Genomic DNA, 23540 nt, shown 5'->3' with positions numbered 1-23540 from the left:
AATCTAAACTATTCTAATTACTGTTACCTAATCCTAATAAATATTCAGCAGCCACAAAAGGTGTAGTTTCATTAGCTTCAATAAGCTCCAATTGTTTTTTAAGCGCAATTTTAATTTCAGTATTATTAAAGAATTCACTTTTAAGTTGATCTTCAATAGTTTGTATTAACCAGAATTTGTTCTGCTCGTTTCGTTTAGAATAGAAGTAATTATTTTCGGTAGTTAGTTTTAAATATTCCATAATCATGTTATAGACTTCTTCAATACCTTGGCTTTCTATGGCACTACAGGTTATTACTTTTGGTTGCCATTTAGATGCTTTTATTGGGTACAAATGCAATGCGCGATTAAACTCAACTTTAGCTAATTTAGCGCGTTTAGCATTGTCGCCATCGGCTTTATTAATTGCAATAGCATCTGCCATTTCTATAATACCACGTTTTATACCTTGAAGTTCGTCTCCAGCACCAGCGAGTTTCAGTAATAAAAAGAAATCTACCATACTATGCACAGCAGTTTCACTTTGGCCAACACCAACGGTTTCAATAATAATAGTATCGAATCCTGCAGCTTCACATAAAATAATAGATTCGCGTGTTTTTCTAGCAACACCACCAAGAGAAGTGCCAGAAGGACTTGGTCTAATAAAAGCATTTTTATCTTTTACTAAATCTTCCATTCTAGTTTTATCGCCCAAAATACTGCCTTTAGTAAGCGAGCTACTTGGGTCTACTGCTAATACAGCAACCTTTTTACCAATACTAGTTAAGTAGCTGCCAAAAGCTTCTATAAAAGTACTTTTTCCAACACCAGGAACACCAGTAATTCCAATACGTATAGACTTATTAGCATGAGGTAAGCACGCTTTTATAATAGAATTGGCTTGCTCTAAGTGTTTCGTGTTTTTACTTTCTACTAAAGTAATAGATTGACTTAAGGCCGTAATGTTTCCGTTTAAAATAGACTTTACTAAAGTATTAGTAGTCTTTTTTTGTCTTCGGCGTTCTTTAATTTTAGCAATAGCATTATCACTCGTTATTTCTGGATTAGAAATACCATCGTTTTCTTTTAATGCTGATTTTTTTTGATTTGCCACGACTAAATGAAATGAAAAGTAAATGTAATAAAAACGTCTCGACTGCGCTCAACAAGACAAAATTATTATTTTAAAAATTCAAGAAATACAACAATTAAACACCTATTTAAAATACAAGAATAAGCAACTGAATACTGCCTACTTCAACGGCACCACAACTTTAGCAACATCCCAAGCCATAGTTAAAGATAGGTTATCTGTAGAATTATCGAAAGCGATAGTAAATTTCTCTACAGGTTTGTCTAATTTTTGAACAGGAACAGAGAAACTAGCAACATCGAATTCTGGAATACGCATAGGTTTCATAGTTTCGTCAACGCCCCATTTATATTGTTTAGCATTAAACATTATATTCCAAGAGGTGTCGTTAGGGATAGTCCAAAGTGTATATTTTCCAGCCGGAAGCGAATCTTTTCCAACTTTTAAAGCTTTGTTAGTTTCAAAAGTAGTTGCTTCGTTTGCTCCAGTTCTCCATACCTCGTTAAAAGGTACTAATGCGCCAAAAACTTCACGATTACGTTTAGATGGCCTGTTGTAGAAAATTCTTAATCTTAAATCGTTTAAGTTAAAAGCGACTGTGTCTTTAGGACTCTTACGCTCTTCAAAAATACCAGTTTTAGTAAAATAGAAATAACCAACAATAGCAAAAATAATAACAAGTAAAAAAACGATAAACCGTTTCATAGGGAAATTTATTAGGATTAATTCAAGGTGGTAAAGATACTTTAAAAGCTAAGGATGGTCAATATCTTAACGCGATTTTAATATTTTTTGTTGCTATCTTTAAAAAAAATGAAACTTTTTTGCAACATCTTAAGTTTTGACTCGTCTTTAGTGTGAGTTCCAAAATAAACTAACCAAAAACCATTAAGTGAGAGTCGTTCAATTAAATATTATTGAATTGTGTAAACAAAACAATCGCAAGGCACAATTGCAATTATACAACCAGTATTGTGATGGTATGTATTGTATTGCAAAACGTTTTGTAAATCACACCGCAGAGGCAGAAGATGTAGTACAAGAATCTTTTATAAAAGCATTTTCGAAACTGCATCAATTTAAAGGCGATGTTACTTTTGGAGCTTGGTTAAAACGAATTGTTATTAATAAGAGTATCGATTATCTCAAACTAAAAAAGCAGCGTTTGGTTGAGTTAGAAGACGTTCATTTAAAAGTGGTAGATACTAATGAGAATAACAGTTGGTTGGTGGACGATACAACAACTCTGGACGAAATTAAGGCAGCAATTAATAACCTGCCAGACAAGTACAAATATGTGTTAATGTTGTTTTTAGTAGAAGGTTACGACCATGAGGAGATTTCCGAAATATTAAACATAACACAAGTCGCATCACGAACACAATTGTCTAGAGGAAAAGTGAAATTAAAAGAATTACTAAAACATAAGAGTTATGGCGAAAGATATTAGAGACCTTTTTGAAGCAGACAACAAACTGTCTACAGAGCGCATGCCATCTGGTCACGAAGTACGTTTTCTAAACAAACTAGAAACGGCTTTGCCAGAAAAGAAAAAACAAGAATTTAATTGGCTGTCTATTGCAGCAAGTGTTGTTGTGTTTTTAGGTTTATGTTTTGGAGGTTTTCAATTTTTTAATACCGAAAACACCCAAGGTATAACAGTTACAGATGTAGCACCTATTGAAACAAAAACACTTGGAGATATTTCTCCAAACTTAAAAAAGGTTGAAGATTATTATCTCGCTAATATTAATATAGAACTGTCTAAAGTAAAACTGACACCAGAAAATAAGGATCTGTTTGATGGTTATGTAAAACGATTAGACGAGCTTAAAGCAGAATACAAACGTCTAAATATAGAGCTTACAAACGAAGGTCCAGACGAGTTAACTGTAGATGCGCTTATTAGTAATTTAAAATTAAGATTAAACTTAATGTATCGTTTAAAAGAACAATTAAAGGACTTGAATACGGTAAATGCTAATCAATTTTAAAGTTGAAAATGAATTCAACAAATCAAAAAAATAAAAACATGAAACATATATATATCAGCATGCTTTGTTTATTTGTAACCTGTAGTGTCTTAGCGCAAAACAGATTGACAAAAACAAAGGAAACAGTAAAAGCAAATAAACAGTCTACAATTTATTTAGATGCCAGCCACACCAACGTTGAGGTAGATACTTGGAATAAAGATTATGTAGAGATTGAAGCTTATATTGAAAGTAAAAAGTTAAATAAAGAAGATCTTAAATTGGCTTTGAAATCTTGGGATTTAGACATCGAAACTGAAGGTAATGCAATAACAATTCGCTCTAAAGGCTCGCAAGGACTTTGGACAGAGGATATGAGTGTTAATATTTTAAACGAAGAATCTATTGAAGCTTTATCTAATATGGATTTTAATTTAAACTTAGGTCCTTTATTAGAAGGTTTAAGTAGCTTAGAATCTTTAAAAGATTTGCCTGAAGCATTAAACGTATTACGTATTCCAAAATCTCCAAATGGTAATTATAATATGGATTTCGATTTTGACAAATATCAAGAAGAAGGCGAAACATATTTAAATTCTTGGAGCAAAAAGTACAGAAAGGAATATGGTGAAGAATATGAAAATGAAATGCGTCAATGGGCTAAAAGTATCAAGCAATCTGACTTAGACCAATTTGAAAAAGGCATGGAGAATTGGGGAGAAAACCTTGGAAAAGATATTGAAAAAGCTATCGAAGAAGGTTTTGGTAAAGATTTCGAAAAGAAAATGGAGAAATGGGGAGAAGACTTTGGTAAACAGTTTGAAGAAAAACTAGCACCTGCAATGGAAAAATGGGGAGAGGAATTTGGTAAGGCTTTCGAAGAAAAGATGGAAGAAGCGTTTGGAGATTCGAAATCTAAAAACCTTTTTGAGAATTCTAATAAAACACATGAGTTAATAAAAACCATAAAGATAAAAATGCCTAAAAAAGCCAAATTAAAGCTTGATGTTAGGCATGGAGAACTTAAAATGGCATCTGTAATTAGTAATCCAGACATTACTATATCTCACGGTAAATTTTTAGCTAATAGTATTGATGGAAGCAACGCTTCCATCAATATTTCATATTCTAACGCATCTATTCAATCGTGGAATGAAGGTACTTTAAAGCTAAATTATGCTTCTAAAACTGTTATTCAATCGGCTAAAGATTTAATACTTAATGCAGTGTCTTCTAATATTGATATCGAGAATTTAAGTGGAAACTCTGTTATAGATGGTAGTTTTGGAGATTTATATGTACAGAATATTACAGAAGATTTTAATAATCTTAATATTGTTTTAGAGAATAGCGATGCTCTTTTAAACTTACCAAAAGCAATAAACTATAACTTGTATTTTAAAGGTAATCAATCGAAATTTAATAAGGAAAAAACCAATAGTAAAACAATAAAGCATAATCCAAACAATGAAGCTTCTAATAAAACCATTGTAATTAATGCAAAGTATAGCAACGTTATTGCTGAATAAATTTTATTTTTGAGTTCAATATTAATGATCGTTTTTACGTATTAAATATGAATTCAAAAGACTTCAAAACACGCTTGGCAGCTTTAGCTACACAAAATATATGTGTAATTGATGCTTCCATTTCTAAAAGGGACTACACACCAATCGATTTATCTGAAGCTAATACAGACTTACAAAACTTCGATATTTCATCTTCTAAAGATTGGGACATCTATATTACCAATTACCTTAATAAAAGAAACAAAAAAGTAGCCTTTGGTGGTTATCTTGAAAAACGTGGTATTTATAATCGAAGCGATTATTTTAATAATCCTAATCCTGAAACCGAACGTAATATTCATATAGGTTTAGATTTATGGATAGCTTCAGGAACATCTGTTTTAGCAGCTTTTAATGGCGAAATACATAGCTTTAATGATAATACTAATTATGGAGATTATGGTCCAACTATAATCTTAAAACATGAGTTAGATGGCTTTGTGTTCTATACTCTTTATGGGCATTTGTCTCGTGAGTCTTTAAATAACTTAAAAGTAGGAGAGCAGATTAAACAAGGAGAAACTATTGCTTATTTAGGAAAAGCTGAGGTGAATGGCGATTATGCACCACATTTACATTTTCAAATTATTATAGATATACAAGATAAAGTTGGTGATTATCCAGGAGTTTGTTCTTTAAAAAAAATAGAGTTTTATATTGAAAACACTGTTAATCCTGAACCTGTGTTAGGGTTGTGAATTTAATATTTTTTTAGAGAGATTGGTTTTACTCATTAGCCTCTAGAAATTCGGCAAGTTTGTTTTCTTTTTTAGCCTTAATAAGTTGCTTTATTTTTTTTGTTGATCGGACTTTGTTTTTAGAGTTCTCAACGTAAGTCGTTATAATTTTCCAGATTCCAAGTCTTGTTTCATAATCGTAACTATTAGTAGCATTGTTTTCGATACAATATTTTACTTGCGCTGCCATAGAAATTATTGCAAGTTCAATTTTATCATCAAAAATTTCTTTTAAAGTACCTGTTCCAAAATTATAATTATTTGTTTCACTCATCCATTCAGACAGAAAATAACCAGCGTCCATTCTTACTTCTTTGTTATTATTTATAGGTGCTTCTAATAACAAATTAGCAACAGACAAAACATCCTGTTTTGCGGCATTAATTTGTTCCTCAGAATTGAATTCATAATTTTCAAAATCGAATGTTGTTAATTGACTAAATGCATGATTCGAGTTGAAAAATATAATTGCTATAATTGATGTTTTTAAGAATGTATTCATTGATTTTATGTTTTTCTACAATATTTCTTAGCGTAAGTTAAACGAATTCATTTGATTTTTTTAGAAAGTTGAAGAACTATCTCAAGTGGTCTAGTAATTATCTTAATATTTTCCTATTTCCTTTCAAGGCAATTAAGGCAAAAGTTGGGCCTATAGCTAAAATAACAAAAACAGTATTCGAATTCGTATAGTCTGTAAGCATGCTAATAAATTGAATACTAATTATTGTTATTAAAAAGCCAAGACAATTAACAATTGTAAGTGCTGTTCCTTTTATTTCGGCTTCAACATTTGTTACTACTAGTGTCGATAGAAGTGGTGAATCTGCAATAACAACCATACCCCAAAAAATAAGAAAAGCAATAAATAAGCTTTCATATTGCATTGAAAATACTATTGGAGAAATTAAGCAGCATAAACAGGATAAAAGTAAAGCTATGAACGCTGTTTTTTTTACACCTATTCTTATAGATACAAAGCCACTTATTACACAAGCTAATCCACCTATGCCAATTATAATAAACGATAGCATGGGAATATTAAATGTAGCCGAAGTATTGAATTCGCTATATCGTTTTAGCATAAAAGGAACGAATGCCCAAAAAGTGTACAGTTCCCACATGTGTCCAAAATAACCAAAGGCCGAAGCTCTAAATGTTCTGTTTTTAAAAACGCTAAAAAAGGCTAATAAGTCTGTTTTATGGCTCACCTTACGGTATGGACCATTAGGTACTAAAATTAGCATTAATAAACCGCCAAGTAGTGCAAGAATAGATGTTGTAATTAATACAGATTCCCAAGGATATTTATTTGTTATTTCTTTTAATAAATGAGGTAAAGCAGTGCCTAATACCAAAGCTCCAACTAAAAAACTAAGCGATTTACCAAGTCCTTTTTCGTAATAATCGGCAGCTATTTTCATGCCTACAGGGTAAATGCCAGCAAGAAAAAATCCAGTTAGAAAGCGCAGTAGAAGTAAACTTGTTAATGTGTTGCTTTCCCATATTATACCCAAATTAAATAGCGAACCCAATAGTGCGCTTATAAAGAATACTTTTGAAGGCGAAAAGCGATCTGCAATAGTTAATATAGCAAATAGGAGTGTGCCAATAATAAAACCAAATTGTACAGCAGAAGTTAAATGACCTAAAGCTGTTGTTTTAAGATTGAAGTTTATAATAAGATCGTTTATTACTCCGTTTCCAGCAAACCAGAGTGATGTGCAACAAAACTGAGAGATTACAATTATAGGAAGTATTAACTTAGGATGTTTCAATTAATAATGAGATTCAATTTCGTGTGCTTTTATATTAATTAAAAACATAACGATTGGCCAGAGATTTTCCGAAGAAAAAACCAGCAATAACAAATATACCATCGGCTAGTCTAAACCAAAGCTCTTTTGGAAGCATAAAAATATTAAAGAAAGTAGCTAATAACATTATTACTCCTACAATATACGCAGGAATCATACTTGTTTTAGATATATATCCAGCAACAAACATACCTGCAATAGGTCCTATAAAATGTGCTACAATCACAAATATTTTAGCGCCTACAGGAATGTTAGCCATATTGTTTTTTAACCATTCCATATCCATAGCATTGGCGCTTTCTGGTAATGGGAAAAATGATTGTCCAAGAACATTTTCAAATAAATAAACAGAAGCACTAGCGACTATTAAACCTACAATTGTTGCGAGTATATTTCTAAGCATGATTTAAAGTTTTTAAACTCAATTATGAATTGGTTATATAAATAAAATTACAAAATAAATAATGAACGTAATTTTAACCGTTATCTTTTTTGCTAAAAATAACGATGTCTTGGTATTCAACTTTAGTTGTGTCTTTTAATTTATCTTTCCAAAAGCCATCAATAATACTATCAATTTTCAAGTTATGCTGGTCAAGCATTGTTTCTAGCATTGTTTTATGAATGGCAATGTTTCCAGAGGTTACAGTTTCGTTCATTAAACGATAACCTTCAAATTTTACTGGGAAGTTGAAGAGTTCTCTGTTGGAGATGTAGTCTTCGTTTTCATTGTTATATAAAAAAAATGTAGATAAACACTTTCCGTTAGGTTTTAACGTTTTGTGTATTTCTGCAAAATAGTTTGATATTTCTTTAATCTGCATATGTGTAAATACAGAAAAAGTAAATATTTTATCAAAGCTGTTTACTTCATATGGAAATTGAAACTCTTCTGCTTTCCCTACATTGTTATTGTATAAATCGTTAAATAAAGGAATGTATTTAAAGTTGAAGTTTGGAAAATCTTTGTTTATTTTAGAGTTACACCAGTTTACGCCTTTTTCTACTACATCAAAACCATCGTAACTTCCTTTTTTATTAAGGTATTTTGATAATGCTATTGCTGTACGACCAATACCACTTCCAATATCTAAAACAGAATCGGTAGGTTTTAAATTGATATAAGTAGTTAAGAGTTGTAGTTGCTGTTCACCTTGTTTTAAAAACTTTTCAGCTCCAGAAGGAGAACCTGTATATATAGAGCCTCTAGAAGGAACGTATTTATTAGTTTTTCCTGTGAGTTTATCCCATAAATCAATTGGGAAATAATAAAGTTTTCTAACTATATACTTTTGCTTGGTAGGTAAATTATACCAGAATTTTCTTAAAGTGTTGCTTTTGCGCATAAAAGTATTAGTGATTGCTTTTGTAATTTAGGGCTTGTTTAAGGCTTCCAAAAATAAGATATTATTGTTTAATTGAAAACTTACATCGAACTATAAAAAAAGATATTCTAACTTAAAATGAACAACGTATTTTATTGTGAAAAATTATATTAAAATTAACAAACCAAAAAAAAATCCTGAAGCATATGCCTCAGGATTTTTTATATTTTAATGTTATTTTATTTTACTCAACAATAACCCATTCACCTTTAGCTACTAAAGGTTCGGCTTGCTTGTATTTAACGGTTTTACTTTCACCATTCATTACATTTTTAATAGTCACTTTATCATTACGTCCAATTTTTGGTTGATCGCGAACAATAGTTTCTACTACTTGTCTTTGTGGTTGTGTTTCTCCTGCTTGTCTGTTTTGAACAGAACGCTCATCTAGATTAGGAATTTCGTCTTTTTGAGTTTGTAAATTATCTTTCTTTTTTATGTCTCTAGCTTCACTAATTGTACTTGTGTTTTCAGTAGGTAATTCACCTTTAAATAAGAAAGAAATAACATCTTTATTTACTTGGTCAATCATAACTTTAAACAATTCGAAAGCTTCAAACTTATAGATTAATAATGGATCTTTTTGTTCGTGTACCGCTAACTGTACAGACTGCTTTAACTCATCCATTTTACGTAAATGTGTTTTCCAAGCATCGTCAATAATAGCAAGTGTAATGTTTTTCTCGAAATCGGTAACTAATTCTTTACCTTGAGATTCGTATGCCTTTTCAAGATCTGTAACAACTTGTAATGTTTTTACACCATCTGTAAATGGTACTACAATACGTTTGTACTTATCTCTTTGGTTTTCGTATACATCTTTAATTACTGGGAAAGCAACCTCTGCATTGCGTTCCATTTTAGCTTTATAATGATCGAAAGCAGCAGTATAAATACGTTTTGCTAATTCTGTAGCAGAAAGTTTATTAAACTCACTTTCTGTAATTGGAGATGCCATTGAGAAGTAACGAATTAATTCGAATTCGAAATTCTTAAAATCATTAGCACCTTTGTTTGTTTCAGCAATACCTTCCGAAGTATCGAAAATCATGTTTGCTAAATCCACACGTAAACGTTCACCATTTAAGGCATTAAAACGACGTTTGTAAACTACCTCACGTTGAGAGTTCATAACATCATCATATTCTAATAAACGCTTTCTAACACCAAAGTTATTTTCCTCTACTTTTTTCTGTGCACGTTCAATAGACTTAGAAATCATAGAATGCTGAATCACTTCACCTTCTTGTAATCCCATTTTATCCATCATTTTGGCAATACGTTCACTACCAAATAATCGCATTAAATTATCTTCAAGAGATACATAGAATTGAGAACTACCTGGATCTCCTTGACGACCCGCACGACCTCTTAACTGTCTATCGACACGACGAGAATCATGACGTTCTGTACCAATAATAGCTAGTCCGCCAGCAGCTTTTACTTCGTCGCTTAATTTAATATCTGTACCACGACCTGCCATGTTTGTAGCAATAGTTACTTGTCCTGGGTTACCAGCTTGTGCTACAATATCTGCTTCTTTTTTATGTTGCTTTGCGTTTAAGACGTTGTGGTCTATTTTACGAATGCTTAACATCTTTCCTAAAAGTTCAGAAATTTCAACGTTAGTTGTACCAATTAATACTGGACGACCTTGTTCTGCTAGACTTGTTACTTCGTCTATTACAGCATTGTATTTTTCACGTTTTGTTTTAAAAACTAAATCTTCTTTATCTTTTCTTGCAATTGGTCTGTTTGTAGGAATTTCGACAACATCTAATTTGTAGATTTCCCAAAGTTCTCCTGCTTCTGTTACGGCAGTACCTGTCATACCAGAAAGCTTACGGTACATTCTAAAGTAATTTTGAAGTGTTACAGTTGCAAAAGTTTGCGTAGCATCTTCAATTTTTACATTTTCTTTAGCTTCAATCGCTTGATGTAAACCATCGCTATAACGACGACCATCCATAATACGACCAGTTTGCTCATCTACAATCATGACTTTATTTTCCATAACAACATATTGGTTGTCTTTTTCGAATAAAGCATATGCTTTTAATAGTTGATTTAATGTATGAATACGTTCAGATTTTATACCGAAGTCTCTAAATAAATCTTCTTTTAGGTTTGCTTCTTCTTCAGAAGGTAATCCTTGAGCTTCAATTTTAGCAACAGCAATTCCAATTTCTGGTAGTACAAAGAAATCTGGATTATCTTTACCAGAGATGTATTCTACACCTTTATCTGTTAATTCAATTTGATTGTTCTTTTCTTCAATAACGTAGTATAAAGCTTCATCAACCTTTGGCATCTCACGATTGTTGTCTGCCATGTATTGGTTTTCAGTTTTCTGAAGAATTTGCTTAACACCTTCTTCACTTAAAAACTTAATTAACGCTTTGTTTTTTGGGATACCTCTATAAACTCTTAATAACTGGAAACCACCTTCTTTAGTGTCTCCATCTGCAATTAGTTTTTTTGCTTCTACTAAAGTTTGTGTTAATAGCTTACGTTGTACAGAAACGATGTCTTCAACCTTAGGTTTTAAAGCATCGAATTCGTGCTCATTTCCTTTAGGTATTGGTCCAGAAATAATTAATGGTGTTCTAGCATCATCTACTAATACAGAATCTACCTCATCGACAATAGCGAAGTGGTGACGGCGTTGTACTAAATCGTCTGGCGAATTTGCCATATTATCACGTAGATAATCGAAACCAAACTCGTTGTTTGTACCGTAAGTAATATCAGAATTATAAGCTTTTCTACGACCATCACTATTCGGTCTGTGGTAATCGATACAATCAATAGTCATACCGTGGAATTGGAATATTGGTGCCATCCAAGCCATATCACGTTTTGCTAAGTAATCGTTTACGGTTACTAAGTGCACACCTTTTTCTGCTAATGCATTTAAGTACACAGGTAACGTTGCTACTAAGGTTTTACCTTCACCAGTTTGCATTTCTGCAATTTTACCTTGGTGCATGGCAATACCACCTATAAGTTGCACGTCGTAATGGATCATGTCCCAAGTAATTGGTTTTCCAACGGCATCCCAAGAGTTAGCCCAAGTTGCTTTATCACCGTCTAAAGTAACATAGTCTCCCATTCCAGAAATTTCTCTATCAAAAGCACTAGCAGTAACTGTAATTTCTGTATTGTTTGTAAAACGTTTTGCAGTTTCTTTTACCACAGCAAAAGCTTCAGGTAATATATCGTTTAAAGTTTGTTCAACTGCTTCGTAAGATTCGTCTTCGATTTTATCAATTTCTTGATAAATGTCTTCACGTCTGTCTATATCCTCGGTAGCATCAGCTTCGGTTTTAAGTTTGTCTTTACGCTCATTAAAAGGCTTTCGCGTTTCGGCAATAATAGCTTTAAACTCAAAAGTCTTAGCTCTTAACTCATCATGAGATAAAGATTCTAGAGCAGCTTCAAAGGTTTTAATTTTATCTACTAAAGGTGATATGGCTTGCACATCTTGTTTGGATTTGTCTCCAACAAATAGTTTTAGTACGGAATCTAAAAAACTCATAGTTTTATATTTTATATTTCGATTGTAATGTATTAGTATTATAAAGCATTACAGTTGTTATTATAGTTAGTTGTAACTAGTTTTTAGGCTTAGTTAAATTGCTTTTGTATTTGGTGTTTTAAATAGCCAAATTTTAAGGGCTTAAATATACGTTTTTAGCTGTGGTTGGCTAAATTTTAAAGCACAAAAAAAGTCCCAAATTGAGACTTTTTCTTTTCTTTTTATTGTTTAAATGTAGCATTGCTACATTTAAAAATACTAGTTACGCAGTGTTGCATGATAACTAGTACTCGTCCTCGTTCCAGAGGTAGTCTTCGTCTGTTGGGTAATCTGGCCAGATTTCTTCAATTGAGTCGTACGAATCTCCTTCGTCTTCAATTGCTTGTAAATTTTCAGTAACTTCTAAAGGTGCTCCTGTTCTAATCGCGTAATCGATAAGTTCGTCTTTAGTAGCAGGCCAAGGTGCATCACTTAAATGAGATGCTAATTCTAATGTCCAATACATTTCTTAATAGATTTATTTTTTGCAAAAATAAATTTTTAGTATTAATAGGCAAGAAAAAAGTGAATTATTTTTCAGTAATAAAAAAGAACGTCATTTTTCACTGAAACTATTTGATACTAAATATCTTGCAGTGTTATTTAATAGCAGATTTTTAATATTGTTTTTCTGTTTGGCTCTGGATACCATATTTTCCTTAAAATTATTCTAATAAAAACGACCTTTTTTACTCTCTACTTCAATATAAAAAGAAACCTTAACACAGGCTATGCTTTATTTTTCTATTTTGTATAAAATAAAAAATCATCATTTTATTTTATCTTAATTTTAAAGAAGACATGGTATTAATGTTTTTCAGGAATCCATTTTACTTCGTCTGCTTGTAAGTCATGAGACAACTTTCGTGCCAATACAAAAAGGTAGTCAGAAAGACGGTTTAAGTACATTAAGGCTTCGGGTAAAAATGGTTCTAATTCGTTTAATGCACTTGCTAAACGTTCGGCTCTTCTACATACACAGCGTGCTATGTGACAGAATGACACTGTTTGGTGTCCGCCAGGCAGTACAAAATGCGTCATAGGAGGTAAGTCCTCATTCATAGCATCCATTTCGTGTTCTAATAGCTCTATGTCTTCGCTAGTAATTTTATTAATATTTAAACGTTCTTTTCCGTTTTTTAATATTAATTTCTCAGGATCTGTTGCTAAAACAGCACCAACAGTAAAGAGTTTGTTTTGAATAATAGCTAAAACGTTTTTGTATTGCTGATTTATATCTTGATCGCGAATGAGCCCAATATGCGAGTTAAGTTCGTCTACTGTACCATAACTATCTATGCGAATATGGTGTTTTGGTACACGAGTACCACCAAATAGAGCGGTTGTGCCTTTGTCTCCTGTTTTTGTATATACTTTCATGTGTGTTTTATATTTTTTAATTGGTCACATGTTACTTCCATTTAGAAATCTTTTTAGTTTAAAGATTCTGTTCTGAAAGGTCCATGTTTACGAAGTTAAAAGTTATATGCTAAACCCTAAACCTTTTTAGATAAAATTATTTGTTTTAACTCTTCTTCAAAATACTAGAAATGCTTTAAAGCTAGTTTATTTCTTAGAATTAAACTTTTTGTTGTTCAAGAAAACCAATATTAATCCAATAATAACTGGAATAAGAAGCCAAGGAATATCCATAGATATAGTTTAAATAAAAAAATGAAAACACAACTATTTACGATTCATTTTTTTTCTGAATTTTGTTTTATTGTTTCTTAATTGTCGTTTACGATTAATAACAGAAACAAATGCTTTTGCTAGCAGTAATAATCCAAATAATGCGAGAATAGGTACTAGCATACTTATATTCTTATTGTAAAATGTTCTTTTTCTTGTTCTCTTCTAAAAAAGACAAAGCCTAAAAAGAAGGTGTCTATTGTAACTGTTACTTGAGGATGTTTTTTAATTGTTTCCCAAGCTTCAGTCATTTCTTTAGACCAATAAATATCATCAAATATAAAAACCGAATCGTTAGTTGCTGTTGATAATAAGGTTTCAAAATAATCTAAAGTAGCTTGTTTTTGGTGATTACCATCAAAATAGATTAAATCGTATTTGTTTGAAGCTAAAGGTTTAATAACGTTGTTAAAATCTCCTGTAAGTATTTCTGTGTTTTTTATGTTGAATTGCCCAAGTGTGCGTTTCGTGTACTCCGAAACGTTTGGGCAGCCTTCTATAGAAGTCATTTTAATTTCTGGATTCGCAACAGCCATAGCATGAGTTGCAATACCTAAAGAAGTACCTAATTCTAAAATAGTATTAATTTGAAGGTAATTTACAAGACGGAATAATAATTTAGATTCTTTTTTTGAAGCACCTACTTTCTGTGCCATTTTAGAAACCGAACGTAGGTTCGTTTTAAAAACACGGCTACCAGAACCTAGATCTATTACATCTATAGTGTCTTTGCTTTTTTTAAGAACTTTGCGATATAGTTTTATTTGTTTGTATGATTTGTGTTTAGATCTATCATAAAAACATTTAGTAATTAGGTTGTACACAAAAGGAGAATGAACTCCATGTTGATTTGTGGAACGTTTTAAAAAATTTATGTAAGCTATTATTTGATGTAACATTTTTAATGACTCTTTCTCATTAGATGAAGATAAACTTCAACGGCAATCTTTTTTTTGTACTCTCCTTTTGTTAAAGAGAAGAGTACTTAATTTATTATTCTTTGAATTAATATATTGTTTTGCGTCCAGGTTTTTACTTAGTAATATCAAACTGAACATTGCTCACTTTATAGTAAATTATCCTTCCAATTTCTCTGTTAATTCTAACCAGCGCATTTCCTTCTCTTCAATACTATCAATAATGGCTTGAAGCTTATTAGAAAGTTTATTAATTTCATCTGTAGAAAGTTCTGGATCTAAGAATTTTTTCTCTAATTCTATTTTATCAAATTCTAAAGTTTTTATTTTACTCTCGATGTTCTTGTATTCTTTTTGCTCGTTATAAGATAACTTTACATTATTGTTCTTTTTCCAGTTCTTCTTTTCTTTTTTCTCAGCTTCAGAGACTTCAGAAATAACAGGTTTACTATCTTCATAGGCTCTAAAATCGCTATAGTTACCTGGAAAATCTTCAACAACACCTTGACCTCTAAAAATAAATAAGTGATCTACTATTTTATCCATAAAATAACGGTCGTGAGAAACTACTAGTAAACAACCTGGGAAATCTAATAAGAAACTTTCTAATACATTTAGAGTTACAATATCTAAATCGTTAGTAGGCTCATCGAGAATTAAAAAGTTAGGGTTTTGTATTAAAACGGTACATAGGTATAATCGTTTACGCTCTCCACCACTTAGTTTTTCGACAAAATCATATTGTTTTTTTCTATCGAAAAGAAAACGCTCTAATAATTGTTGAGCACTAATTTGACGTCCTTTTTTTAATGGAATATAATCACCAAATTCACGAACAATATCTATAACCTTTTGGTTTGGTTTAGGAGTAATACCACCTTGTGTATAGTAACCAAATTTTACAGTTTCACCAATAATTATTTTTCCAGAATCTGGTTGAGCGGTTTGCGTTAGAATATTTAAAAACGTCGATTTTCCCGTTCCATTTTTTCCAATAATTCCAGCACGTTCACCTTTTTGGAACATATAGTCTAAACCATCTAAAATAACTTTGTCTTTATAAGACTTAGATACTTTTTTAAGTTCAACAATTTTGCTGCCCAAACGCTCCATGTTTAATTCTAACTGAATCTCATGGTCATTTCTACGTTGGCTTGCTTTGTGTTTTATTTCGGTAAAATCGTCTATTCTCGATTTAGACTTGGTTGTACGTGCTTTTGGTTGGCGACGCATCCAAGTTAATTCTTTTTTAAAGAGTTGTTTTGCTTTACCAACTTCTACACTTTGTTGCTCTATTCTCGCTTCCTTTTTTTCTAAGTAATACGAGTAGTTTCCTTTGTAAGAAAACATTTCGCCTTGATCTAGTTCTATAATTTCATTACAAACACGCTCTAAAAAGTAACGATCGTGAGTTACCATAAATAAGGTCATGTTTTCTTTTGCAAAAAACTCTTCTAACCATTCTATCATTTCTAAATCCAAATGGTTTGTTGGCTCATCTAGAATTAAAAGATCAGGCTTATTAATTAAAGCATTGGCTAAAGAGAGGCGTTTTCTTTGCCCACCAGACATGCTGCTTACTTTTTGTTGTAAATCTTCAAGCTTTAATTTAAAGAGTATTTGCTTATATTGTGTTTCAAAATCCCAAGCATTTTGGATATCCATCTGCTCGAATGCTATTTGATAAGCTTCTGCATCTTCAGGATTTAAAAGTGCTTTTTCATAGTTTTTAATAACATCAAGAATAGGATTGTCACTATTAAATATGGTGTCTTCAACGCTTAAATCGCTATTTAAATACGGTTCTTGAGGTAAAAAAGAGACTTTAATATCTTTTCTAAAAATAACATTTCCAGAATCTGGCTCGTCAGTTTTTTCAAGGATATTTAAAATGGATGTTTTTCCAGTACCATTTTTGGCAACAAATGCTACTTTTTGTCCTTTATGGATACTAAAAGAGATGTTTTCAAAGAGTGTAAGTTCTCCGTAGGATTTCGATATACTTTCAACAGTTAAATAAGTCAATGGCTATTTTTGGTACAAATAACGCATAAAAAACTAAAAAATCTGATAAAAATTTATTTCTTCATAAATTTAAAGAAGAATTTTTAACGTCTCTATCATTTATCGCTTTTGAATGAAAACAGACAAAAAACCAAAAAATCCGATAAAAGTTTTATTATTCACGATGGAAAGCTATATTTGTGAAAATCAAAACAAAAAAAATGAATAAATTTTTAGCGGCTATTTGCTTGCTATTCAGTATTTTATGTTCTTCTTGTATTACTAGCAAAGATGTCGTTTATCTTCAAGATAAAGGTACTGTTGTTAATGATTCTTTGTTATTAAAAGAATTAGGTAAACCATATCGTGTTCAAATTAACGATGTGTTGAGTATAGATATAAAGGCTATAGATTCTGAACTTAAGAAGCTTATTGAGGTTTTTCAGCCTACAGAAAGTGCAGGATCTGAAGGTCAACAAGCACTGTATTTTAATGGGTTTACTGTCGATTTACATGGTGATATAGAGTTCCCTATTTTGGGTAAAATTAATGTTTTAGGTTATACAACAGATGAAATTGTTACAAAAGTAAAACAATCGTTACTTGATAATTATTTAAAAGATATCTCTCAAATATTTGTAACAGTTAAACTTTCTGGGCTGCGTTATACAGTAACAGGAGAGGTTAAAAGTACTGGTATTAAAACATTGTTTGTAGATCGTGTAAATATAATAGAAGCATTAGCAAATGCTGGAGATATTAGTCAAACAGGAGATAGGACAGACGTTATGGTAATTCGTCAATATCCACAAGGACAGAAAATACATCATATTGATTTAACAGATTTGTCTGCTATGCAATCGCCTTACTATTATATACAGCCAAACGATATTATTTTAGTTAAGCCTCTAAAACGAAAAGCCTTAGGAGCAGGACAAACAGCTACACAAACAATTACTACAGTTGCATCAATAATATCTGTAATTGTGTCCACTTATTTTTTAGCAAGAAACCTGTAAGTTATTATTTATGAATGATGAATTCGAACTTTTAGAATCACAGTCGCAATCACCTTTTGATCTAAAAGCCTTCATGTTTAGGGCGTTAAGTTATTGGAAATGGTTTTTGCTATGTATTGGCTTAGGTATATTTATAGTATACCAACAAAATATTAGAACCCAACAAACTTATAGGTTAAGTACTCAAGTTTCTATCGAGGACGATAAAAATCCTTTATTTAGTGCGAATACAAGTTTAACCTTTAATTGGGGAGGCGTATCTGGAAAAGTAAAAACAATTATAACAACATTAAAATCGAGATCTAACCATGAAAAAGTTGTCGATAATTTAAATTTTTACATTACTTATCTAAAACAATCACGCTTTAGAAAAGACGACATATATAAAGCAGCACCTTTTGAGGTCGTTTTAAAACCCGATACTTACCAATTATTAAATACACCATTACGAATTACTTTTCTTGGTAATAACGAATATGAATTACAAGCAAATTTTGAAGAACCAAAAATAGCCTCAACTCAAAACTTCACAACTAAAGAGCATTTACAAATAGATATAAATAGTGGTGAATTTAAACAGCGTTTTACAATTGGCGATAACATAAAAACGAAATACATTAACGGTGTTATTAATTTAAGGGAAGATAGAGAGGTTAAACCTGGAGATGAGTATTTTCTTAGGTTCGATAATTTTGATGCTGTAGTTAACCGTTATAGAGGAAGTCTTAAAATAGATAATCCACTAAATTCTGCAATACTTAATTTAAGTATTACAGATGTAAATACTTCTAAGATTGTAGACTATTTAAATGAAACGGTAAGTGTTTTAAGTCAAGTCCAACTCGATAGAAAAAATCTATTTGTAACTAATACAATAGCCTTTATAGATAAACAATTGAAAAGAGTAAGTGATGAATTGATTATCGATGAAGACTCTTTAAATAATTACAGACAAAAAAACAAGATTTTTAATTTAGACACAGAAAGCGTTAAAATAAACGAGATACTAGCTGGTTTTGAATTAGATAAAGATAATATTAATAAGAAAGTAGATTATTATAGAGATTTAAAAACGTATTTAGAAACTAGTGATGATTTTACCAATTTACCAGCACCTGCAATAGCCGGAATAGATGATGATAATATTTTATCTAATATCTCTAAGATAAATGTGCTTTCTGTACAAAAATCTAAGTACGAAGCTACTGTAAGAAGTGATGCTCCTGTTTTTAATGATATAGACAATCAAATAAATAGTATAAAAAGAGTTTTATTAGAAGGTATTAGTTCTGCAAATAATGGTATAAGTAGAGAATTAAGGTTTATTAATTCTAAAATAGCAGAAAGTAATAATAAAATTAGAAAACTTCCTAAAGACCAACAACAATTACTTTCAATATCAAGAAGATCTACAATTAATGAAAAAAGCTACAATGTGTTTTTAGCAAAACGTAGTGAAGCTGAGATTATAAAATCGGCTAGTGTAAGTGATATACTAGTAATTGATATAGCAAAAGATACTGGAGCAATACCTGTAGATTTAAAATTAAGCGCTCGTTATATTTTTGCTTTTCTTGGAGGTTTTTTAGTGCCATTACTAATAGCATTTCTTATTACTTTTTTCGATAATAAATTACATAATCCACAAGGTTTAGAAAAGTTATCTAAAATTCCTTTGTTAGGTGTAATTGGTAAAAACACAACTAAAAATAATTTAGCAGTACACTTGAAGCCCAAGTCTACAGTTGCTGAAGCTTTTAGAGGTTTAAGGTCTAGTTTACAATACATGTATAAAAAACAGGCAACCAAAGGTTCTAAAACAATAATGGTAACTTCTTCTGTAAGTGGAGAAGGTAAAACCTTTTGTTCTATTAATATAGCAACCGTTTTTGCGCTTAGTGGTAAAAAAACAGTTTTAGTAGGTTTAGATTTGCGTAAGCCAAAAATATTTGATGATTTTGAGATTAAAAATGATATTGGATCTGTAAATTATCTTATTGGCCAAAAAAACTTAACAGAAATTACACAGCAAACTAATATTGAAAATTTAGATTTAATAGTATCTGGTCCTATACCACCAAATCCATCAGAGTTGTTAATGAGTGATACTATGGATCAATTAATAAAAGAGCTAAAAGAGAAGTACGATTACGTTATACTAGATACACCACCCATAGGTCTAGTAGCAGATGCTATTGAGCTAGTAGAGTATGTAGATGCTACATTATATGTTGTAAGACAAAATTATACTAAAAAAGGTATGCTAAACTTAATAAACGACAAGTTTAAACGTAAAGAGTTAAGTAATATTAGTTTTATTTATAACTTTTATGACCAAAAAGGTAAATATGGTTATGGTTACGGTTATGGCTACGGTTATGGTTACGGTTATGGAACTTATGGTAATGGATACCATGAAAATGAAGATAAAAAAACTGGGTTATTAAGTAAGATATCTAATGTCTTCAAATCTAAAAAATAATATTGAATACTAAAAGAGCATCACAAGACTGGTTATATACCATTTCTCCTAAGCGAAAATTAATAGACCTAAATTTTAAAGAAATTTGGCGCTATCGAGACTTATTGTTTTTGTTTGTTAAACGAGATATTATTACTGTTTATAAACAAACCATATTAGGGCCTCTTTGGTTTTTTATTCAACCATTATTTACTTCAATAATATTTACATTAATATTTAACAAATTAGCAGCAATCCCTACAGGAGAAGGTGTGCCAGCGTTTTTATTTAATTTAGCAGGTATTACATCCTGGAATTATTTTAGTACGTGCTTAACAGGAACAAGTAATACTTTTAAAGCAAATCAAGGTGTTTTTGGTAAAGTATACTTTCCTAGAGTTATAACACCATTATCTGTAGTGTTTTCAAATCTTTTAAAGTTTGGTATTCAGTTATTAGTGCTTGTAGTTTTCTATATTTATTATGTGTTTTTTACAGATGAAGCAGAAAATGCTGCACCACAAACGGTAATACTATTACTACCTTTTCTAATACTATTTATGGGATTGTTCGGTTTAGGTTTAGGAATGATTTTGTCATCTCTAACAACCAAATATCGTGACTTAACGTTTTTAGTAAGTTTTGGTGTGCAATTACTTATGTATGGCTCTGCAGTAATGTATCCATTGTCTTATTTTAAAACACGCTTGCCAGAATACTCTTGGATTGTAGAATACAACCCAATGACTACAATTATAGAACTGTTTAGATATATGACTTTAGGTGTTGGAAATTTCTCTTTTTACAATTTTTTATACGCTGGAGTTATAAGTATAATATTGTTTTTATTAGGATTAATAATTTTTAATAAAACCGAAAAATCTTTTATAGATACAGTTTAAGTATGAGCGAGAATAAAAATGTTTTAATTTGTATAGGTACAAGACCTGAAGCTATTAAAATGGCACCAGTTTATTTCGAGTTTTTAAAATCGGGTTACAATACAAAATTGTGTGTAACCGCTCAGCATAGAGATTTGCTAGATCAAGTACTGCATTTTTTTAAAATGACTCCAGACTTCGATTTAGATTTAATGACACCAAACCAAACATTAAATAAACTAAGTTCAAGAATTTTAGAAGATATAGATAAAGTATTTATAGAACATAAAATCGACCTTGTTTTAGTTCATGGAGACACTACAACATCTAGTATTATTGCCTTAGCTGCTTTTAATAGAAAAATTAAGGTAGCACATGTAGAAGCAGGATTAAGAACCTATAACAAGTACTCACCATTTCCAGAAGAGATGAATAGGCAGTTAACAGGTAGACTTGCAGATTTTCATTTTGCTCCAAGTGAAACTGCTAAGCAAAACCTTAAAAAAGAAGGTGTTGCGTTAAATAGTATTTTGGTTACTGGAAACACAGTAATAGATGCCTTAAAAGTTACAAGTGGTATTCTAGATAAAGGTTTTAATAATACAGTAATTCAAAATTTAAAAGAAAAAGTAAATTTTAATAAAAAAATAATTCTTGTTACAGGACACAGAAGAGAAAATTTTGGTGAAGGTTTCGAGTCTATTTGTAATGCATTAGTCGAAATTTCTAAAGATGAAAATGTAGAACTTATATTTCCTGTACACTTGAACCCAAATGTTCAAGAAGTAGTTTATAACAGACTCTCTAATTTACCAAATGTACATTTAGTTGCGCCTTTAGATTATCCTACATTTATATGGATAATGAAAAAGGCACACCTTATTATATCAGACTCTGGAGGAGTTCAAGAAGAAGCTCCAACTTTTGGAGTACCAGTTTTAGTAACCAGGACAGTTACAGAACGTCAAGAAGGCGTAGCAGCAGGTTGCTCTTTTTTAGTAGGTACAAATCAAGAAAAGATTGTTAATAAAGCAAAAGAGATTTTATCTCATACTAAAGAAAATAATAATAACTTAAATCCTTATGGAGATGGTAACGCTTCCAAAAAGATTGTAGATTTTTTTAAAAATAGAACATGGTAGAAGATAAGGATATCATATTAAAAGCTACAAATATTTCTAAACAATACCGTTTAGGCTTAGTTGGTACAGGTACTATTTCTCACGATTTAAACCGTTGGTGGAGTAGAATTCGTGGTAAAGAAGATCCTTATTTAAAAGTAGGCGAGAGTAACGATCGCAGTACTAAAGGAAAATCTGAATACGTATGGGCTTTACAAGACATTAATTTTGAAGTAAAGCGTGGCGAAGTTTTAGGAATTATTGGTAAAAATGGAGCAGGAAAATCTACCTTATTAAAAATACTATCTAAAGTAACAGGACCTACTACAGGAGAAATAAAAACTAGAGGACGTATAGCCTCTTTATTAGAAGTTGGTACAGGTTTTCATGGAGAAATGACAGGTCGTGAAAATGTGTTCTTAAATGGTGCCATTTTAGGCATGACCAAAAAAGAAATCGCCTCTAAAATAGATGAAATTATTGAGTTTTCTGGTTGCCAACGCTATATAGACACACCTGTAAAAAGGTATAGTTCTGGGATGACAGTGCGTTTAGCTTTTGCAGTAGCAGCTTTTTTAGAACCAGAAATTTTAGTTATTGATGAGGTTTTGGCTGTTGGTGATGCAGAATTTCAAAAAAAAGCCATTGGTAAAATGCAAGACATTTCGCAAGGTCAAGGTCGTACCGTTATTTTTGTGAGCCATAATATGGCAGTAATTAAGAGTTTGTGTACACGATGTATTGTTTTAGAGCATGGTTGTATAAATTATGTTGGTAATCAAGATGCCGCTGTCAATTATTATTTGACTTCTGAAATATCAAAATCTAATATTGATTTAGAAAAAAGAGAAGATAGAAATGGTAATCAAAACATAAAGTTTACTAATGTTAGATTTTACAACAAAAATAAACTTGAGGCTACAGAGATTATCTCTGGTGAATATTTGAAGATTAAATTTGATATAAAAAAGAAGAAGGAAATTGATTACAGCAAACTAATTGTTGCAATTAGTGTTTTAGACAGAGATTTAAATATAGCACTATCTTATATTAGTGATGAAATGGGTTTTAATTTTGAAGAATTAGAGAATAGTAACTATTTTGAACTTGAAATACCTAATCTCTATCTTAGAGCAGGAGATTATAGCTTAAGATTATTTTCTAGTTATATAGATACGCAGCAAAGTAACTTTTTAGATGTTGTAGAGAATGTTTCAAACCTGACTATTCTTCAAGGCGACATATGGAAATCAGGTAAGCTTAATAGGGCGGGTTCGTCAATGATTTTACCTGGAAATTTTAATATTTCGTAA

20 protein-coding genes are annotated in these 23540 nt (G+C 31.1%); 9 read left to right on the top strand and 11 right to left on the bottom strand.

Features of this window, described 5'->3' with window-relative positions; translation table 11 throughout:
• Positions 1–13: 13 nt before the first annotated feature.
• Both meaB and ASC41_RS04370 read right to left on the bottom strand, forming a co-directional pair.
• On the bottom strand, positions 14–1096 hold the full coding sequence (gene meaB / locus ASC41_RS04375; RefSeq protein ID WP_055435418.1) for a methylmalonyl Co-A mutase-associated GTPase MeaB: 1083 nt from the start codon (positions 1094–1096) through the stop codon (positions 14–16).
• A gap of 138 nt (positions 1097–1234) precedes the next feature.
• Positions 1235–1780 (bottom strand): DUF2911 domain-containing protein, encoded by a 546-nt coding sequence (locus ASC41_RS04370; RefSeq protein ID WP_055435417.1) that lies wholly within the window; start codon positions 1778–1780, stop codon positions 1235–1237.
• A gap of 247 nt (positions 1781–2027) precedes the next feature.
• On the opposite strand from ASC41_RS04370, the gene ASC41_RS04365 reads away from it, so the two are divergent.
• From ASC41_RS04365 to ASC41_RS04350, 4 genes are read left to right on the top strand one after another with little or no spacing between them, the layout of a single operon-like run.
• Positions 2028–2525 carry an RNA polymerase sigma factor gene (locus ASC41_RS04365; RefSeq protein WP_241489629.1) on the top strand — a complete coding sequence of 166 codons (498 nt, stop codon included), beginning with the start codon at positions 2028–2030 and terminating at the stop codon, positions 2523–2525.
• Complete coding sequence (locus ASC41_RS04360) at positions 2509–3069, top strand: hypothetical protein (protein ID WP_055435415.1); 561 nt, start codon at positions 2509–2511, stop codon at positions 3067–3069. Before ASC41_RS04365 ends, ASC41_RS04360 begins: the two co-directional genes overlap by 17 nt.
• 38 nt (positions 3070–3107) lie before the next feature.
• Complete coding sequence (locus ASC41_RS04355) at positions 3108–4577, top strand: hypothetical protein (RefSeq protein ID WP_152971413.1); 1470 nt, start codon at positions 3108–3110, stop codon at positions 4575–4577.
• 47 nt (positions 4578–4624) lie between these two features.
• Complete coding sequence (locus ASC41_RS04350; protein WP_055435413.1) at positions 4625–5314, top strand: peptidoglycan DD-metalloendopeptidase family protein; 690 nt, start codon at positions 4625–4627, stop codon at positions 5312–5314.
• 28 nt (positions 5315–5342) lie between these two features.
• Here ASC41_RS04350 and ASC41_RS04345 read toward each other — a convergent pair whose 3' ends face one another.
• The 9 genes from ASC41_RS04345 to ASC41_RS04305 form a co-directional block, all read right to left on the bottom strand.
• Positions 5343–5855, bottom strand: a complete 513-nt coding sequence (locus tag ASC41_RS04345) for a hypothetical protein (protein WP_055435412.1) — start codon at positions 5853–5855, stop codon at positions 5343–5345.
• Positions 5856–5952: 97 nt separating this feature from the next.
• Positions 5953–7131, bottom strand: coding sequence for an MFS transporter (locus ASC41_RS04340; RefSeq protein ID WP_055435411.1), 1179 nt, complete (start codon positions 7129–7131; stop codon positions 5953–5955).
• A gap of 34 nt (positions 7132–7165) precedes the next feature.
• On the bottom strand, positions 7166–7573 hold the full coding sequence (locus ASC41_RS04335; protein ID WP_055435410.1) for a hypothetical protein: 408 nt from the start codon (positions 7571–7573) through the stop codon (positions 7166–7168).
• Positions 7574–7646: 73 nt separating this feature from the next.
• On the bottom strand, positions 7647–8516 hold the full coding sequence (locus ASC41_RS04330) for a class I SAM-dependent methyltransferase (protein ID WP_083477137.1): 870 nt from the start codon (positions 8514–8516) through the stop codon (positions 7647–7649).
• 223 nt (positions 8517–8739) lie between these two features.
• The gene (gene secA, locus ASC41_RS04325; protein ID WP_055435409.1) at positions 8740–12093 is read right to left on the bottom strand and encodes a preprotein translocase subunit SecA; all 3354 of its coding nucleotides are present in this window, start codon (positions 12091–12093) and stop codon (positions 8740–8742) included.
• Positions 12094–12376: 283 nt separating this feature from the next.
• Positions 12377–12598 carry a DUF2795 domain-containing protein gene (locus ASC41_RS04320; protein WP_034057512.1) on the bottom strand — a complete coding sequence of 74 codons (222 nt, stop codon included), beginning with the start codon at positions 12596–12598 and terminating at the stop codon, positions 12377–12379.
• A 341-nt stretch (positions 12599–12939) separates the two neighbouring features.
• The gene (locus ASC41_RS04315; protein ID WP_055435408.1) at positions 12940–13512 is read right to left on the bottom strand and encodes a cob(I)yrinic acid a,c-diamide adenosyltransferase; all 573 of its coding nucleotides are present in this window, start codon (positions 13510–13512) and stop codon (positions 12940–12942) included.
• A gap of 437 nt (positions 13513–13949) precedes the next feature.
• Complete coding sequence (locus ASC41_RS04310; protein ID WP_055435407.1) at positions 13950–14723, bottom strand: O-methyltransferase; 774 nt, start codon at positions 14721–14723, stop codon at positions 13950–13952.
• 177 nt (positions 14724–14900) lie between these two features.
• Complete coding sequence (locus tag ASC41_RS04305; RefSeq protein WP_055435406.1) at positions 14901–16766, bottom strand: ABC-F family ATP-binding cassette domain-containing protein; 1866 nt, start codon at positions 16764–16766, stop codon at positions 14901–14903.
• A gap of 200 nt (positions 16767–16966) precedes the next feature.
• On the opposite strand from ASC41_RS04305, the gene ASC41_RS04300 reads away from it, so the two are divergent.
• Genes ASC41_RS04300 through ASC41_RS04280 form a run of 5 tightly spaced genes read left to right on the top strand, consistent with a single transcriptional unit; the run spans position 16967 to position 23540 of the window.
• Complete coding sequence (locus ASC41_RS04300) at positions 16967–17764, top strand: polysaccharide biosynthesis/export family protein (RefSeq protein ID WP_055435405.1); 798 nt, start codon at positions 16967–16969, stop codon at positions 17762–17764.
• 10 nt (positions 17765–17774) lie between these two features.
• Positions 17775–20246: an exopolysaccharide transport family protein gene (locus tag ASC41_RS04295; protein ID WP_055435404.1), complete on the top strand. Its 2472-nt coding sequence runs from the start codon at positions 17775–17777 to the stop codon at positions 20244–20246.
• A gap of 2 nt (positions 20247–20248) precedes the next feature.
• Positions 20249–21127: an ABC transporter permease gene (locus ASC41_RS04290; RefSeq protein ID WP_055435403.1), complete on the top strand. Its 879-nt coding sequence runs from the start codon at positions 20249–20251 to the stop codon at positions 21125–21127.
• Between the two features lie 2 nt (positions 21128–21129).
• Positions 21130–22248 (top strand): non-hydrolyzing UDP-N-acetylglucosamine 2-epimerase, encoded by a 1119-nt coding sequence (gene wecB, locus ASC41_RS04285; RefSeq protein ID WP_055435402.1) that lies wholly within the window; start codon positions 21130–21132, stop codon positions 22246–22248.
• Positions 22242–23540 carry an ABC transporter ATP-binding protein gene (locus ASC41_RS04280; RefSeq protein ID WP_055435401.1) on the top strand — a complete coding sequence of 433 codons (1299 nt, stop codon included), beginning with the start codon at positions 22242–22244 and terminating at the stop codon, positions 23538–23540. The genes wecB and ASC41_RS04280 overlap by 7 nt, the downstream gene beginning before the upstream one ends.

This window comes from Lacinutrix algicola (assembly GCF_001418085.1).
GTDB lineage: Bacteria > Bacteroidota > Bacteroidia > Flavobacteriales > Flavobacteriaceae > Lacinutrix > Lacinutrix algicola.
This window is presented reverse-complemented; position numbering and strand designations above follow the sequence as displayed.